Here is a 14,699-nt window from a genome sequence, read left to right as displayed (position 1 = left end):
GCATGGGCTTCGTCGATCACCTGCCCACGCGGCGGGAGCTTCTGGTCGGCTCCGGGGCGCTGTTCGCATGGAGCCAGATGCCCAGGATCGCGCGCGCGGAGGGGCGCGATCCGCGCCTGCTCGTCATCGTGCTGCGCGGTGCGCTCGACGGCCTCGGCGCCGTCGCGCCGGTCGGCGATCCCGACTGGATCTCGTTGCGCGGCGATCGCGCGCTGGTGCTGGACGGCAAGCCGCCGGCGCTGCCGCTCGATGCCTTCTTCGCGCTCAATCCGGCGATGCCGAATTTGCACCGGCTCTACAAGAGCGGCAAGGCCGCGATCGTCCATGCAGTTGCGACGCCCTATCGCGAGCGCTCGCATTTCGATGGCCAGGACGTGCTGGAGAGCGGGCTCGTCAAGCCGGGGATGACCAGTTCGGGATGGCTCAACCGCGCGCTGCTCGCGCTGGAATCGGGCGGCCGCGTCGATCCACGCGGCAGCCGCGCGCTCGGCATCGGCTCGGTGACGCCGCTGGTGGTGCGCGGCTCGGCGCCGGTCATGACATGGGTGCCGCAGAAATTGCTCCCGGCGAGCGAGGACACGCAGAGCCGCCTGCTCGATCTCTACCAGCACACCGACCCGAAGCTCGCGACCGTGCTGCAGGCGCGCATGAAGCTCGCTTCGCTCAGCGGGGCACCCAGCGCGGGCGACGTCATGTCGGACGATCCGACCCTGGCGCCGCCGGGCATCGCGCGCGTGCGCGCCTACTTTGCGGAAGCGGCCGGCACCGCTGCGCGCTATCTCGCCAAGCAAGACGGTCCGCGCGTCGGTGCCATGGGTTTTGTCGGCTGGGATACGCATATCGCCGAAGGCGCGGCGTCGGGCCAGCTCTACAATCTGCTCGGCGCGCTCGACGGCGCCTTCGCCGCGATCGAGAGCAACATGGGCGAGGCCTGGGGCGAGACCGTCGTCGCCGTGGTCACCGAGTTCGGGCGCACTGCGCGCATCAACGGCACGCAAGGCACCGATCACGGCACCGGCACGGTCGCATTCCTGATCGGCGGCGGGCTCGCCGGCGGCCGCGTGATCGCGGACTGGCCGGGACTGAAGCCGGCGCAACTGTTCGAGGATCGCGACCTCAAGCCGAGCACCGATCTGCGCGCCGTGCTGAAGGGCCTGCTCAGGGATCATTTGCGCGTCGAGGAGAAGGTGCTGGCGGATGCGGTTTTCCCCGGCAGCGCCGACGTCAAGCCGATGGGGGGCCTTGTGGCCTGAAGGCGCAATGTGCACGCTGACGCAAAGAGAGCTCGATTTTCTCGCCAGCTTGAAGACGAACTGGCAAAGGCTCTATTGGCGTGAGTTCGCGCGCATCCTCAGAGAGAACGCGCAGCCCCGATACGCCGGCGCCGAAGCTGGCTCCGCGCCGCAACAGGGATGAGGCTCGCATGAGGCGGCGCCAGTTCATTTCGCTTCTCGGCGGCGCCGCACTGGCGCCGCTCTCCGCGGTCTGCGCGAACGCAGCCGACGGCTGCGGTGTTCCGCCCGAACGGGGCGACGGCTGGCCGGGCGGCTCCGTCGCTGGCGACAGTCTCGTCAATCGCGAGGCGCTGTGCGGGATGGCCGACCGGCTCGCCACGAGCGATGCCAATATCCATGCGGTGCTGGTCGCCCGCGACGGCAAGCTGGCGTTCGAGCGTTACTTCAAGGGCGCCGACGAGATACCCGGCTACATCTACGGCCGCCGTGTGGAAACCATCGCCTTCGATGCCGATACGTTGCACAACATGAAGTCTGTTTCGAAGAGCGTTGCATCGCTCGTCGTCGGGATTGCGATCGATCGCGGGCTGATACGCGGCGTCGACGAGCCGATCTTCAGCTTCTTCCCCGAGCTGTCCGACTTGCGTTCTCCCGAAAAGGACCGCATCCGGCTGGTGCATGTGCTCACCATGTCGATGGGCCTGAAGTGGGTCGAGGCGACGCCCGCGACGGGAGACGACGACAATGACGAGACGCGCATGCATATGGCGTGGGATCCGTGTCGTTACGTTCTCGGTCTTCCCGTGACCGCCGCGGCGGGGCAGGAGTTCTTCTACAACACCGGCGCGCTCACGCTTGTGTCGGCCATCATCCGCAAGGCGACGGGACGTCCTCTCGATGAATTCGCGCGCGAGAATTTGTTCGAGCCTCTGGGTATCACCGGCACGGCGTGGGGCCGGTACAGGGGGGATACCGATGCCGGAGGAGGATTGCGCTTGCGACCGCGCGACATGGCCAAGATCGGCCAGCTCGTGCTTGCGGGCGGTCGCTGGAACGGCCGCCAGATCGTCTCCAAGGCGTGGATCGAGGCAGAGAAGATCAAGGCGACGGACTCTCAAACCTACGGATATCTGTGGTGGCGCGGCCAAACGCGCCTCAATGACCGCAAGATCAACTGGATCGGCGCGCTTGGCCGCGGCGGGCAGTCGATCCGCATCGTTCCGGAACTCGATCTCGTCGTCGCAGTGACTGCGGGTTACTATCAGGACTACAGCTCGCAAGCGTTTCGATTGCAGTTCGGCGTCTTCCGGGACGTGTTGCGCGCGATCCCGCCTCCGGCCTGAACGGGAAGGGCCCCTCTGGGGCGGTCGCCGTCCCGATTCAGGACATGCAGGTGTGGTGGAATCGTCACAGCTGACGCGAAACGGCGGCGGCCCCACGCCCGCTTTTGTTCCGACAAGGTTCTGCCCTCATTGCCCACCGAAACTCCGGGCAGTTCGGAGGGCGCATCATGTCTTGCATTGCACGTGCCGAAACTGCCCCGATTTCACTGGCAACCGCGAGCCGGCTGCTGCTGGCCATCGTCGGGGCCGCCTCGCTCGCCGCCTGCGCGCAATCGCCTGTCGGCCGCCAGAAGGCCGATCTCGGGGGCACCGGCCGGCAGGCCGCGATCGAGCGGCCGCACCGGGTGGCGGCGCTGCATCCAAGGCCGATCAGCCGGGTGCGCATTCCCAATGGCGATGCAAAGCAAGCGGCCTCGCACGGCGTTGCCAGCTTCTATTCGGATACGGAGACTGCGAGCGGCGAGAAGTTCGACAAGAACGAATTGACCGCGGCCCATCCGACCCTGCCATTCGGCACCAAGCTGCGCGTCACCGACGTTTCCTCCGGCCGCTTCGTGACCGTCAGGGTCAACGATCGCGGGCCCTATATCCGCGGACGCGTCGTCGACGTCTCGCCTTCCGCAGCCGAGGCGCTCGGCATGGTCGACAGGGGCATCACCAATGTCCGGCTCGACGTCGTGCAATGAGTTCGAGACATCGCGTTCGGCCCGCCGCGCTTAACCGGGTGTTAGCGGCTTCTCAAGCACCATGTCTGTCCGAACAATTTGGGGCTGTTGGGGAGGCGGGCGCTTGAACACGATCCGATATCTCGAAGATCAAGCCGCGCGCGCCGAGCGACTCGCCAAACGGATCACGGATACGCTGACGATCGAAAAGCTCCAGGCCTTCGCCGACGAGCGCCGTCGCGAAATCGAAGTCATCGCCGGCAAATATCGGCGCGCATAACTCCCGCATTCATGCTATGGCTATCGATGAAGTCGCTGAGATAGTCGGGTAGCTCTATGCCATAGATGTCGCAGCGTGCCTTTATCGCGCCGGCGACATCGGTCGAGATGTCCTTCATCCAATGTTCGAGCGTGTTGAACGAAATCACCTTGATGGGGTCGTTGAAGCAGCCGGCGACGAGCTCGCCGATAGTGGCTTCGAGATCGCTTCGTTCGATGCGAATCTCCGTCGCCTGGTCGAGGCGATCGATCACCACGAACAGGGTCTGGTCTGCGCCATAGGGCACGACCGGGGGTGGTACGCCAGCTTCAAGCATGTGAGGCACTCGCGGCTTGACTTCCGATCTCCAACAACGGGAAAAACCGGCAGAAGGTTCCTACGCGCCTGCATGTGAAGCGCCGTCAGAGAAACTCTCTCCAGCGCGAGAGTTCGATAACGTGTTCGGGCGAAAGGATGCCGGTCACGAGCGGCGGCTGCGCCGCTGTCCGGATCTCATAGAGATGCCGGGTCGTCGCCGGCTTCCCCATGAACGCCGAGATGCACTCGTCGAGCGTGCCTTCCCTTATCGGGTATGATTCCCGGTCCGGCCGGCGCTGGTTTGCCAGCGATGGCCATTTATGCAGGGCCGCAAGCGCATCGAAATCGACCTTTGAAGCCGCAACCACGTCCCCCATCGTCCCACCTCACGCAAAAAACACCCCAGCACGCGGATTTGCGTGCCGGGGCCCATACCTGTCGCTGCATCTCAATGCCACACGCACTTAACGGGGCAGCGGGGAAAAGGTTCCCGGCCGCTCCGTTTCCGCTCAACTCGCGGCCGCCGCGATTTTGTGCCCTGGGCTGGCGTTGCCGTGATTGTCCTCGTCACCGCGGCTGATCTCCGGCGGCAGCCCGGCGAAGCGTCGCAAGGCTTCCGCCATTTGCACGCGGCCCGGCACGCCCGTGATCACCACATCGACCATGGTGAAGGACGAGTGGAAATGGCCGTTCGCCCTGAGCTGCTCGACCGGGACGCCTGCGGCCGCCATCGCTTCGGCATAAGCGATGCCTTCGTCGCGCAAGGGATCGAACTCGCAGGTCGCCACGAAAGCAGGCGGCAACCTTTCGACCTTGCCGCGGAGCGGCGAGGCGCGCGGATCGGTGCGGTCCGCCGGCGAGCAGTAGAGGTCCCAGAACCAGTACATCAGCGATCGCGTCAGGAAGTAGCCGGTCGCATTGTCGTTATAGGACGGGCGATCGAAGGTGCAGTCAGTGGCCGGGCAGATCAGGAGCTGGCCAGCGATCTCCGGCCCGCCGCGGTCGCGCGCGAGCTGGCAGGTGACGGCGGCGATGTTGCCGCCGGCGCTCCAGCCCGCCACCATTACCGGGCCCGGCTTGCCGCCGAGTTCAGTGGCGTGTTCGGCGATCCAGCGCGTGGCCGCATAGCCGTCTTCGGCAGCGGTCGGGAAGCGATGCTCGGGGGCGTGGCGATAGCCGATGCTGACGAACGTCATGCCGGTCCGCCGCACCATGTCGCGGCAGAACGGCTCGTCCGACTGCTCGTCGCCGAGCACCCAGCCGCCGCCGTGGAAATAGACCACGACCGGATGCGGTCCCGGCGTCGCCGGCTTGTAGACGCGGTAGGGCAGCGCGCCGCCCGTGACGGGCAGGGTACCGTCGACGATCTCGCCGATCGGCCGTCCGGCGGGCCGGCCCTTGTTGAACTCGTTCACGAACTCGCGCGCGCCGATCGCGCCCATCGACTCGATCGGCGGCAGGTTCAGCGACGCGAGCAGGTTCATCACCAGCCGCACGTCGGGCTGCAGCCGCACCACCTCGCCGTCATTGCATTGCTCCGTGCCGCCAGGGCCGGTGAGCTTGAAACCGAGCATGCCGCGGCTGACCACCTCGTCGCAGATGCTGCGATAGGGGCCGACGCCGCCGGTATAGGGCATCAGGCCCTGCACCTTGCCGGGGACGTTGGCGCCCGTATACCAGGTGTTGGCGAGCCGATGCAGCGTCAGCATCGAACAGTCGGCCATGTGCCTGTTCCAGCCGGCCTGCGCCGTCTCGGTCGGCTCGATCGTGGTGAAGCCGGCGTCGCACAATGCGGCCAGTCGGTCGACCACCCAGTCGACATGCTGCTCGATCGACACCGCCATGTTCGACAGCACCGACGGGCTGCCGGGCCCGGTGATCATGAAGAAGTTGGGAAAGCCTTCGACCGTGAGCCCGAGATAGGTCTGCGGCCCCTGCGCCCAGACATCGGTCAGCGACTTGCCGCCGCGCCCGGTGATCGGATGCACGGCGCGGATCGCGCCGGTCATGGCGTCGAAACCGGTCGCGAACACGATGACGTCGACGTCGAAGCTGCGGCCGTTCGTGGAGATGCCACTTGCCGTGATCGCCTTGATCGGCTCCTGCCGCAGATTGACCAGCGTGACGTTCGGCCGGTTGTAGGTGGCGTAGTAGTTGGTGTCGAGGCAGGGACGTTTGGCGCCGAACGGATGGTCGTGCGGCATCAGCGCCGCGGCGGTTTCGGGATCCTTCACGGCCGCCGAGATCTTCTCGCGGATGAGATCGCAGATCAGCTTGTTGCCGTCGACGTCGACGGCCTGGTCGGCCCAGAGCTGGGTCAGGATGTGGACGAGGTCGCCGGCGGCCCAGGCACGTTCGAACCGCTCGCGGCGCTCGGCATCGCTCAATTGCCAGCTCACTGCCATCTGCTGCGGATAGGGCACGCCCGCCATCGACTGGCGCGCCTGCTCGCGATAGGCCGGGCGATCGGACTGCAAAAGGCTCATGCGGTCCGATGGCGCCGGGCCATTATGCGCAGGCAGTGCGAAGTTCGGCGTGCGCTGGAACACGGTCAGATGCGCGGCCTGCTCGGCGATCAGCGGGATCGACTGGATCGCCGACGAGCCGGTGCCGATCACGGCGACGCGCTTTCCCGCGAGATTGACGCCGCCATGCGGCCAGCGTCCGGTGAAATAGACCTCGCCTTTGAAATCCTTGACGCCGTCGATCTCCGGCGGCTTCGGCGCCGAGAGGCAGCCGGTGGCCATGATGTAATGGCGGCAGGAGACCGGTGGGCCATTGTCGGTGGTGAGCTGCCAGCGCTCGGCCTTCTCGTCCCATTTGGCTTCGGTGACCTTGGTCCTGAAGCGGATGTCGCCCCTGAGGTCGTAGCGGTCAGCGACGAAGCCGAGATAGCGCAGGATTTCGGGCTGGGTCGCGTATTTCTCCGACCAGGTCCAGGCCGTCTCGAGCTCGGGATCGAAGGTGTAGCTGTAGTCAATGGTCTGGATGTCGCAGCGCGCGCCCGGATAGCGGTTCCAGTACCAGGTGCCGCCGACGTCGCCGGCCTCTTCGAGCCCGACCGCCCTAAAGCCGGCCTTGCGCAGGCGATGAAGCAGATAGAGGCCGGCAAAGCCGGCGCCGACCACGGCGACATCGACCTGCTGAGCGGTTCCGCGCTCATCGGAGGCACGTGTGGCAACCATCGCGTCAGGCATGGCATCCTCCCGTATGTTTTGTTTTGCCGGCAAGGCTATCGCCACATGCACGGCTTGTCATCACGGCATGTGCAATCTTGGGTAGGCGTTTGCGGCGTCATCGTGGCCGCGTGAATGTTGCGGCACTACACGCACCGCGATGCACAATGGCCGTGATTACCCGGGCTAATCATGCCCGATCCGCCTCTGTATGCTTGCGGTTACAAGCCACGCGTACCGGCCGGGCGTCATGACAGAGTTGAGTGAGCGGACCAAAGCGAACATGGACGTCGTCCTGGAGCAGACGTGCCGGCAATTGCCGCATGGCGGCGATCACGACAGCCGCAGGTTCATCGCCGAGCGCCTGATCGAAGCTGCGCGGGCCGGGCACGCCACGCTTGGCGAGCTCGGCATCGTCGCGCGGCACGCGCTGGCGGAGATTCTCGCAAAGCGCGGTTAGTGCGAGCCGGCAGACTTGCCCCGCCGACGGCGGCGGACGTAACCTGCAGGAAACCGTTCCGCGCATCGAGATGCACCGAAGATGCGATCCCTGCTCGCGCTTCTTGCGGCCTCCATTGTCCTGTGTTGCGCCGGCCCGGCCGTGGCGCAGCCGGTCGGACAATTTCCATTCGCGCTGACGCGTGAAGGACAGATGCTCGGCGCCGTCGAAGGCGAGGTGGCCTCGTTCAAGGGACTGGCCTACGCCGCGCCGCCGGTCGGCGCGCTGCGTTGGCGCCCGCCGCAGCCGACGCCCGAAAGTTCGGAGATGCACACCGCCTACGATTACGGCGCGCCGTGCCTTCAGCCGTCCTTGCCTGATGCGAGCGAGGATTGCCTGACGCTGAACGTGTTTCGTCCCTTCGGGGTCGACGGCCCGCTGCCGGTGATGATGTTCATCCATGGCGGCGGCTTCATCAGCGGCACCGCGAATGAGCGGCTGTTCGACGGTGCCAGGCTGGCGCAAGCCGGCCTCATCGTGGTCACCGCAAATTATCGCCTCGGCGCGCTCGGCTGGCTCGCTGATCCCGCGTTGGCGGACGGCGGCTCCGGCAATTACGGCCTGATGGACCAGATCGCCGCGCTGCGTTGGGTTCATGACAACATCGCGGCCTTCGGCGGTGATCCGCACAACGTCACCTTGTTTGGCAGCGACGCGGGCGCGACATCGATCGCGCTTCTGATGCTGTCCGCGCAGTCGCGCGATTTGTTCCAGAAGGCCATTCTGCAATCGGTGCCCGGTCGCGCGCCTCTGCGCTCGGTGCAGGACGCGCAGGCGACCGGCCGGCAGTTCGTGGCGGCGCTCGGACCGCAGGCGGATTTGCGCGCCGCCGAACCGCGCCGCCTGCTTGCCGCCGAAAGCCGTCTGCTGGAGCAATCGCGGTATGCCTTCGCGCCAATGATGGATGGAAGTCTGGTGACCGAGGATATCGCTGCCGGCTTTGCGGCCGGACATCAAAGCCGCATTCCTCTGATGATCGGCTCGAACGACGACGAGACGGGTTTCGACGGCGAGTTCGATACCAGGGAGGAGCTTGCAGCGTCAGGCCTCACAAGCGATGAGCTGCGCAAGCTCTATCCCGATCTCGCCAAGCCTTCTCTCGACAGGCCTTCTCTCGCCAAGCCTTCGGATATTGCGGCAAGATTTTACACCGACAAAGTTTTTTCCGAGCCCGCAAGGCTGCTGGCGCGCCTGCATGCCGCAAGCGGCGCAGCGACCTTTCGCTATCGCTTCGCTTACGTGCCCGAGGCGCGCCGCGCCAATCCTGGGGCTGGGCACGGGCGCGAGTTGCAGTTCATCTTCGGTGCAGAAGGCGTGCCGGGAGCGGGCATCTTCTCGCGAGCCGATCGCGAGGTCGCAAGCCGCATGCGGTCCTATTGGATCAACTTCGCCAGAAGCGGCGATCCCAACGGTCCCGGTCTGCCGCATTGGGACGCAGCCGCAGGGAGCGATCGCCTGCTGCTGATCACGAACGATCGCATCGCGAGCGGCGACGATCCCTTGGCGGAGCGTCTCGACCGGCTCGCGCGCTAGCGCCGATAAAAATGGTTGGACTTAAGCCGCGAGCTCGACGCGGGGCGCCGGCGTCAGCCGGCCTTCCTCCAGATAGTCCATCGCGCCGTCCTTCTCGACGGCGTAGAACTGCTGGCCGTCCCGCGACTTGAAGGCGGCGCGAACGATGCCGCGGCGGCCCTTGTCACTGTTGACGACATCCCCCAGCGCAAACTTCTTCATCTCACGTCTCACTTGTCTTCAGGCCGACTGCTTCGGCCACGCCGGGGATTTTGGGCGGCAAATCGTTAACGACTTGCTAACCATGCCGGTTTGCCTATGCTCGTTGCCGGACGCGCGGGCACGCGCAGAGTGCCGATGAGACGAGCCCCATGACGCGATTTCCGACCCTGTTCCTGTCGCACGGCGGCGGCCCCTGGCCGTTCATGGAGGACAGGCGGGTGCAATATGCCAGAACCGCCGAAGAGTTCGGCCGGTTGCCGCAGCTTCTGCCGGAGAGGCCGAAGGCCGTGCTCGTCATCACCGGCCATTGGGAGGCCGATGCCTTCACCGTCTCGACCTCGGCGCATCCGCCGATGGTGTACGACTATTACGGTTTCCCCGAGCATACCTATCATCTCAAATATCCGGCGCCGGGCCGGCCCGAACTTGCGACCGAGGTGAAGGCGCTGCTCACGCGCGCGGGCCTCGAATGCCGGGAAGATCCCAACCAGGGTTTTGATCACGGCACCTTCGTGCCGCTCGGCCTGATGTATCCGAACGCCGACATGCCGATCGTGCTGCTGTCGCTGAAGTCTGCTTACGATGCGGCCGAGCACGTCAAGGTCGGCGAGGCGATTGCCCCGCTCCGCGATGAAGGCATCCTGATCGTCGGCAGCGGGCTGACCTATCACAATATGCGTGGCTTCAACCGGCCGGAGTCCAAGCCGGTCTCGTATGACTTCGAGGCCTATCTGAACGAGGCGATCAGCAACCCGGATGCGGCTCGCCGCAACGCGATGCTGGTCGACTGGGAGAACGCACCGAGCGCGCGCCTCGCGCATCCGCGCGAGGATCATCTGCTGCCGCTGATGGTGGCCGCCGGCGCCGCCGGCAGCGATATCGGCAAGCGCGTCTTCGTCGACGAGGTCGCGAGTGTGGCGATGGCGTCGTATGTATTCGGTTGATTCCGTAGGGCGGATTAGCGAAGCGTAATCCGCCGTCGTGCGGCAAGGTGGCGGATTACGCCCGCGGACTGCGCTTCGCGCAGCTGGGGGCTAATCCGCCCTACGCATCCCGCGACCTCACCCGTATTTCAGTTTCATGAACAAAATGCCGCCGGCGAGCAGCATGGTGATGGCGTTGGCGGCGACCAGCGGCGCATCGCCCGAGAGCAGGCCGTAGATCAGCCAGAGCGCGAGGCCGAGCACCATCACAAGAAACATGCCGAGCGAGATGTCTCCGGTGGAGCGCGTCTTCCATACCTTGATGGCTTGCGGCGCGTAGGCCACGGTGGTGCAGGTGGCGGCGGCAAAGCCGATCAGCTTGATCACGAACGGGTCCATGCCGGCTCTATAGCATGGATTCGACGATGGTCATCGCCTCAGGCACGCTCCGTCATGAGCCCGCGATACAGCGCGGCATAGTCGCCGGCGCGGTTGCGCCAGGAGACGTCGGTCGCAAGGCCGTTTAATTGCAGCCGGCGCCAGGTCTGCTTGTCGTGGAAGGCGGTGTTGGCCTTGCGCAGCGTGCCGGCGAGGGCAGCCGCCGTCACGGGTGCGAACTTGAAACCGGTGGCATCGCGGTCGGCGGCGTCGGCTTCGCTGATGTCGACGATGGTGTCCTCGAGCCCGCCGACGCGTGAGACGATCGGAACGGCGCCATAACGCAGCGCGCAGAGCTGGGTCAGGCCGCACGGCTCGAAGCGTGACGGCACGATCAGCGCGTCCGATCCGGCCTGGAGCAGGTGCGCCAAAATCTCGTCATAGCCGATCACGACGCCGATCCGGCCGGGATTGGCGCGGGCGGCGGCCTGATAGCGATCCTGGAGATCGCGGTCGCCGCTGCCGAGCAGCGCGAGCTGCATGCCTTCGGCCAGAATGGTCGGAATGGCCTCGAGCAGCAGATCGAGCCCCTTCTGCCACGACAGCCGGCTGATGACGCCGAGCAGCGGCGCCTCGTCGGAGGAATCGAGATTGAACTGCTGCTGCAGCACCGCCTTGTTCGCGGCCCGGAAGGTCAGGTCCTCGGCGCCGTAGCGGTAGGCGATGTGCGCATCGTCCTGCGGATTCCACACCGAGATGTCGATGCCGTTGAGGATGCCGCTCAGCACGTTCGCGCGTGCGCGCAGCAGGCCACCGAACCCCATGCCGCCTTCGTCGCTCTGGATCTCCTGCGCGTAGGTCGGCGACACCGTCGTGATGCGATCGGCGAATTGCAGGCCCGCCTTCAAGAAGCTGATGCCGCCGAAATATTCGATCTCGTTGACGTTGAACGCGTGCCAGGGCAGGCCGATCGCACCGATCAGCTCCGGAGCGAACTTGCCCTGATAGGCCATGTTGTGGATGGTCATCACGGTGCCGGGCCGCGGGCGATTGTCATAGTGCAGATAGGCCGGCGCGAGCCCGGCCTGCCAATCATGGGCGTGCACGACATCGGGAACGAAGGCGGGGACGAGGCCGTGGCCGATATCGGCGGCGATGCGCGACAGCGCCGCGAAGCGCACGCCATTGTCCGGCCAGTCGACGCCTTCGGTGGTGACATAGGGATTGCCCGGCCGCGCATAGAGATGCGGCACGTCGAGCACGAACAGGTCGAGCCCGTCATGGGAGCCCGCGAGCAGCCGGCCCGGCCCGCCGAAATAATCCGGCCAGCTCCGGATCTCCTCTGCGTTCGATACGATCCGCGTCACGTCGGGATAGCCCGGCATCAAGGTGCGCATCTCGACGCCATGCGCCTTCAACGCGATCGGCAGCGCGCCGGCGACATCCGCGAGGCCGCCGGTCTTGACGATGGGATAGACTTCAGAAGCGACCGCGAGGACGCGAACAGGCCTCATGTATTGAGCCTGTCGATCATCGGCTGGGTGACGAGCGAAATCCCCTGCTCGGTGGTGCGGAAGCGCCTGGCATCGAATGCGGGATCCTCGCCGATCACGAGTCCTTCCGGAATCTCGACGCCGCGGTCGATCACGACGTTCTTCAGCCGCGCGCCGCGGCCGACATTGACATAGGGCATGATCACGGCGTTCTCGACATTGGCATAGGAGTTGATGCGCACGCCGGTGAACAGCAGCGACCGGCGCAGCGAGGCGCCAGAGATGATGCAGCCGCCCGAGACCAGTGAGCTCACGGCCTGGCCGCGCCGGCTCTCCTCGTCATGGACGAATTTCGCCGGCGGCGTGATCTCGGCATAGGACCAGATCGGCCAGGAGCTGTCGAACAGGTCGAGCTCGGGCACGACGTCGGTGAGGTCGATATTGGCGGCCCAATAGGCATCGACCGTGCCGACGTCGCGCCAATAGGCGCGCGGGTCGCTGCCGGAACGCACGCAGGAGGTGGAATATTGGTGCGCCATCGCGCGGCCGTTCTTGACGAGGTAGGGAATGATGTCCTTGCCGAAATCGTGGTTCGAGTTCGGGTCCTCGGCGTCGCGCTTGAGCTCCTCGAACAGGAACTTGGCGTCGAACACGTAGATGCCCATGCTGGCGAGCGAGACGTCCGGCTTGCCCGGCATCGGCGGCGGATCCTTCGGCTTCTCCAGGAACTCCTGAATCCAGCCGTTCTCGTCGATATGCATGATGCCGAAGCCCGAGGATTCCGTCCGCGGCATCTCCAGGCAACCGACGGTGACGTCGGCGCCGCTGTCGACGTGCTGGCGCAGCATCACCTCGTAATCCATTTTATAGATGTGGTCGCCGGCCAGCACCACGATGAAGCGGCAGGCGTGGGATTCGATGATGTCGATGTTCTGGTAGACCGCATCCGCCGTGCCGACATACCACATGTTCTCGGAGACGCGCTGGCTCGCGGGGAGGATGTCGAAGCTCTCGTTTCGCTCCGGGCGGAAGAAGTTCCAACCCATCTGAAGATGCCGGATCAGGCTGTGCGCCTTGTACTGGGTTGCGACCGCGATGCGTCGGATGCCCGAATTGACGGCATTCGACAGCGCGAAATCGATGATGCGGGACTTGCCGCCGAAATAGACGGCTGGCTTGGCGCGGCGGTCGGTCAGCTCCAGGAGCCGGCTGCCACGTCCGCCAGCCAGGACGAACGCCAGCGCCTGACGGGCAAGCGGCTCGGGTCTCGCGGCACTCATGTCATTCCTCCCACTCACACCCGGCGCAGGCCGAGGCTATTTGTCGCGAGAAGCCTCGCGCCATTGGAACCGATAGTAGCGGTACGAATAGTCAATCGTGAAGTAGGTTGTTGGTTGCGCGGGCGAGAAGCTTAATGCTCTGCCTTGGCCGCGGGGCTCCGGCATCGCACCGGTGTCACGTCGGGCAGAGCGGGCGCGTTGGTCCGCCTCGCATGCCGGCAGCCGGCTCGCAGCGAGGCTTGGACGAGGCTTGTGCGCCGCACGCAAATCCGGGCTTGGAAAATCCGGGCTTTGACTTGGCGCAAAGATGCCCGATCATGTCGCTGCGATCCTTTTCCAAGCAAGACGTTAGACAGGGAGCAAGTCGATGAGGATCTGGAAAACGGCAATTGCCTGTTCGGTCGCCGGTGTGGTCATCGCCGGTCAAATTCAACAGACGGCAGCGGCCCCGCTGCCGACCAACGTCGCGACCATGAAGGCCGCTGTTGGTGACGATGTCGCGCAGGTGCATTGGCGCGGCCGAGGCTGGGGCGGGGGCTGGGGCTGGGGTCTTGGCGGCCTTGCGGCCGGCGCGATCATCGGCGGCGCCATCGCCAGCAGCGCGCCTTATGGCTACGGCTATTACGGCGGCGGCCCGTATTACGGCGGCTATGGCTATCCGGGTTACGGCTACGGTTATGCCCCCGCCTATTACGGCGGCTACGGCTACGCGCCGGTGTATCCGCGCTATTATCGGCCCTATCGTCCGTATTACGGCTATGGCTACGGCTACCGGCCGTACCGGGTCTATCACCGGCACTATTATCGCCGATATTGGTGAGCCGTCGCGCTTTGGCTTTGAGCATGGTCTGCGCGCAAACGCGTCACAGGTTTTCGCGCACGATCGCGGCGTGATGTCGCTAGGCCGGCGACGATGCTGCGCGAGATCACCGTACGCGCCGCTCTTTCCGGAAAGTAACAATGTGTGATGGCACGGTCGCTCCTTGCGCGCCGTGAGTTGGGAACCTTAGGGAACAAAGCGACGTTTGCAGCGCCGGGTGTGGCCAACCTGGAGCGGTGCCGTGCAAGCGCAAACCACGCTATTCCTCTGTCTGGCCATTTTTTCGTTTTCACCATTTTCTGTTGCATATGCCGAAAGCGGGCTCGCCTCGTACTACGGCTACGCAAAAGCCGGCAAAGGCGGCGAGCTCACCTGCGCGCACCGGACGCGCCCGTTCGGCAGCGTGCTGAGGGTTTCCTATGGCAGCCGCACGATCCAGTGTCGCGTCAACGATCGCGGCCCGTTCATCCGCGGCCGTATCGTCGACCTCTCGGTGCCGGCCGCCCGCGCGCTCGGGATGATGAGCGCCGGCGTGGTGCGAGTCTCCGTGGAATAGGCCGGCCAGCGCGCTATAGT

Annotated in this window: 16 protein-coding genes; 9 read left to right on the top strand and 7 right to left on the bottom strand. The window is 65.4% G+C overall.

The features are described 5' to 3' along the window. Positions 1–2 precede the first annotated feature (2 nt). The 4 genes from GGD66_RS09570 (at position 3) to GGD66_RS09555 (ending at position 3,523) form a co-directional block, all read left to right on the top strand. On the top strand, positions 3–1,253 hold the full coding sequence (locus GGD66_RS09570; RefSeq protein ID WP_183257502.1) for a DUF1501 domain-containing protein: 1,251 nt from the start codon (positions 3–5) through the stop codon (positions 1,251–1,253). Between the two features lie 170 nt (positions 1,254–1,423). Further along, positions 1,424–2,578 (top strand): serine hydrolase, encoded by a 1,155-nt coding sequence (locus GGD66_RS09565; RefSeq protein WP_183257501.1) that lies wholly within the window; start codon positions 1,424–1,426, stop codon positions 2,576–2,578. 167 nt (positions 2,579–2,745) lie between these two features. After that, positions 2,746–3,264, top strand: coding sequence for a septal ring lytic transglycosylase RlpA family protein (locus GGD66_RS09560; protein ID WP_092253281.1), 519 nt, complete (start codon positions 2,746–2,748; stop codon positions 3,262–3,264). Positions 3,265–3,367: 103 nt separating this feature from the next. Continuing rightward, positions 3,368–3,523 (top strand): hypothetical protein, encoded by a 156-nt coding sequence (locus tag GGD66_RS09555; protein WP_177236955.1) that lies wholly within the window; start codon positions 3,368–3,370, stop codon positions 3,521–3,523. On the opposite strand, the gene GGD66_RS09550 is transcribed toward GGD66_RS09555, so the two are convergent. The 3 genes from GGD66_RS09550 to GGD66_RS09540 all read right to left on the bottom strand — a co-directional run bounded on the left by GGD66_RS09550 (position 3,495) and on the right by GGD66_RS09540 (position 7,017). Beyond that, the gene (locus tag GGD66_RS09550; RefSeq protein WP_091961321.1) at positions 3,495–3,839 is read right to left on the bottom strand and encodes a hypothetical protein; all 345 of its coding nucleotides are present in this window, start codon (positions 3,837–3,839) and stop codon (positions 3,495–3,497) included. The genes GGD66_RS09555 and GGD66_RS09550 overlap by 29 nt on opposite strands. Before the next feature lie 85 nt (positions 3,840–3,924). Further along, positions 3,925–4,197 (bottom strand): hypothetical protein, encoded by a 273-nt coding sequence (locus GGD66_RS09545; RefSeq protein WP_179736050.1) that lies wholly within the window; start codon positions 4,195–4,197, stop codon positions 3,925–3,927. 132 nt (positions 4,198–4,329) lie between these two features. Beyond that, positions 4,330–7,017 (bottom strand): alpha/beta hydrolase fold domain-containing protein, encoded by a 2,688-nt coding sequence (locus GGD66_RS09540; RefSeq protein ID WP_183257500.1) that lies wholly within the window; start codon positions 7,015–7,017, stop codon positions 4,330–4,332. A gap of 190 nt (positions 7,018–7,207) precedes the next feature. Here GGD66_RS09540 and GGD66_RS09535 point away from each other — a divergent pair, with 190 nt between their 5' ends. Both GGD66_RS09535 and GGD66_RS09530 read left to right on the top strand, forming a co-directional pair. Continuing rightward, positions 7,208–7,456: a hypothetical protein gene (locus GGD66_RS09535; RefSeq protein ID WP_092253276.1), complete on the top strand. Its 249-nt coding sequence runs from the start codon at positions 7,208–7,210 to the stop codon at positions 7,454–7,456. An 81-nt stretch (positions 7,457–7,537) separates the two neighbouring features. Next, positions 7,538–9,028, top strand: coding sequence for a carboxylesterase/lipase family protein (locus GGD66_RS09530; protein ID WP_183257499.1), 1,491 nt, complete (start codon positions 7,538–7,540; stop codon positions 9,026–9,028). Between the two features lie 21 nt (positions 9,029–9,049). On the opposite strand, the gene GGD66_RS09525 is transcribed toward GGD66_RS09530, so the two are convergent. Next, positions 9,050–9,229, bottom strand: coding sequence for a hypothetical protein (locus GGD66_RS09525; protein ID WP_018319760.1), 180 nt, complete (start codon positions 9,227–9,229; stop codon positions 9,050–9,052). A 149-nt stretch (positions 9,230–9,378) separates the two neighbouring features. Between GGD66_RS09525 and GGD66_RS09520 the strand changes: the two genes are divergently transcribed. Then, positions 9,379–10,173, top strand: coding sequence for a class III extradiol ring-cleavage dioxygenase (locus GGD66_RS09520; RefSeq protein ID WP_183257498.1), 795 nt, complete (start codon positions 9,379–9,381; stop codon positions 10,171–10,173). 117 nt (positions 10,174–10,290) lie between these two features. Here GGD66_RS09520 and GGD66_RS09515 read toward each other — a convergent pair whose 3' ends face one another. Genes GGD66_RS09515 through glgC form a run of 3 tightly spaced genes read right to left on the bottom strand, consistent with a single transcriptional unit; the run spans position 10,291 to position 13,303 of the window. After that, positions 10,291–10,551, bottom strand: coding sequence for a SemiSWEET transporter (locus GGD66_RS09515; protein WP_028145410.1), 261 nt, complete (start codon positions 10,549–10,551; stop codon positions 10,291–10,293). Between the two features lie 38 nt (positions 10,552–10,589). After that, the gene (glgA, locus tag GGD66_RS09510) at positions 10,590–12,044 is read right to left on the bottom strand and encodes a glycogen synthase GlgA (protein WP_183257497.1); all 1,455 of its coding nucleotides are present in this window, start codon (positions 12,042–12,044) and stop codon (positions 10,590–10,592) included. Then, a complete protein-coding gene (glgC, locus tag GGD66_RS09505; RefSeq protein ID WP_183257496.1) occupies positions 12,041–13,303 on the bottom strand; it encodes a glucose-1-phosphate adenylyltransferase in 1,263 nt (420 codons plus the stop codon). Before glgC ends, glgA begins: the two co-directional genes overlap by 4 nt. 367 nt (positions 13,304–13,670) lie before the next feature. On the opposite strand from glgC, the gene GGD66_RS09500 reads away from it, so the two are divergent. Beyond that, positions 13,671–14,123, top strand: a complete 453-nt coding sequence (locus tag GGD66_RS09500) for a hypothetical protein (RefSeq protein ID WP_183257495.1) — start codon at positions 13,671–13,673, stop codon at positions 14,121–14,123. Positions 14,124–14,364: 241 nt separating this feature from the next. Beyond that, positions 14,365–14,679 (top strand): septal ring lytic transglycosylase RlpA family protein, encoded by a 315-nt coding sequence (locus tag GGD66_RS09495; RefSeq protein ID WP_092253266.1) that lies wholly within the window; start codon positions 14,365–14,367, stop codon positions 14,677–14,679. Positions 14,680–14,699: the final 20 nt, after the last annotated feature.

The organism is Bradyrhizobium sp. CIR48 (genome assembly GCF_014198315.1).
Lineage (GTDB): Bacteria > Pseudomonadota > Alphaproteobacteria > Rhizobiales > Xanthobacteraceae > Bradyrhizobium.
Note: the sequence above shows the minus strand (reverse complement) of the source record. Positions and strands in the feature narration are given on the sequence as shown.

What these genes read in the sequence shown, in the direction of transcription:
- GGD66_RS09515 (WP_028145410.1), bottom strand. Translation starts at nt 10,551, where the DNA reads ATGGACCCGTTCGTGATCAAGCTGATCGGCTTTGCCGCCGCCACCTGC.
- GGD66_RS09525 (WP_018319760.1), bottom strand. Translation starts at nt 9,229, where the DNA reads ATGAAGAAGTTTGCGCTGGGGGATGTCGTCAACAGTGACAAGGGCCGC.
- GGD66_RS09560 (WP_092253281.1), top strand. Translation starts at nt 2,746, where the DNA reads ATGTCTTGCATTGCACGTGCCGAAACTGCCCCGATTTCACTGGCAACC.
- GGD66_RS09535 (WP_092253276.1), top strand. Translation starts at nt 7,208, where the DNA reads ATGCTTGCGGTTACAAGCCACGCGTACCGGCCGGGCGTCATGACAGAG.
- glgA (WP_183257497.1), bottom strand. Translation starts at nt 12,044, where the DNA reads ATGAGGCCTGTTCGCGTCCTCGCGGTCGCTTCTGAAGTCTATCCCATC.
- GGD66_RS09540 (WP_183257500.1), bottom strand. Translation starts at nt 7,017, where the DNA reads ATGCCTGACGCGATGGTTGCCACACGTGCCTCCGATGAGCGCGGAACC.
- GGD66_RS09545 (WP_179736050.1), bottom strand. Translation starts at nt 4,197, where the DNA reads ATGGGGGACGTGGTTGCGGCTTCAAAGGTCGATTTCGATGCGCTTGCG.
- GGD66_RS09565 (WP_183257501.1), top strand. Translation starts at nt 1,424, where the DNA reads ATGAGGCGGCGCCAGTTCATTTCGCTTCTCGGCGGCGCCGCACTGGCG.
- GGD66_RS09500 (WP_183257495.1), top strand. Translation starts at nt 13,671, where the DNA reads ATGAGGATCTGGAAAACGGCAATTGCCTGTTCGGTCGCCGGTGTGGTC.
- GGD66_RS09520 (WP_183257498.1), top strand. Translation starts at nt 9,379, where the DNA reads ATGACGCGATTTCCGACCCTGTTCCTGTCGCACGGCGGCGGCCCCTGG.
- GGD66_RS09530 (WP_183257499.1), top strand. Translation starts at nt 7,538, where the DNA reads ATGCGATCCCTGCTCGCGCTTCTTGCGGCCTCCATTGTCCTGTGTTGC.
- GGD66_RS09550 (WP_091961321.1), bottom strand. Translation starts at nt 3,839, where the DNA reads ATGCTTGAAGCTGGCGTACCACCCCCGGTCGTGCCCTATGGCGCAGAC.
- glgC (WP_183257496.1), bottom strand. Translation starts at nt 13,303, where the DNA reads ATGAGTGCCGCGAGACCCGAGCCGCTTGCCCGTCAGGCGCTGGCGTTC.
- GGD66_RS09570 (WP_183257502.1), top strand. Translation starts at nt 3, where the DNA reads ATGGGCTTCGTCGATCACCTGCCCACGCGGCGGGAGCTTCTGGTCGGC.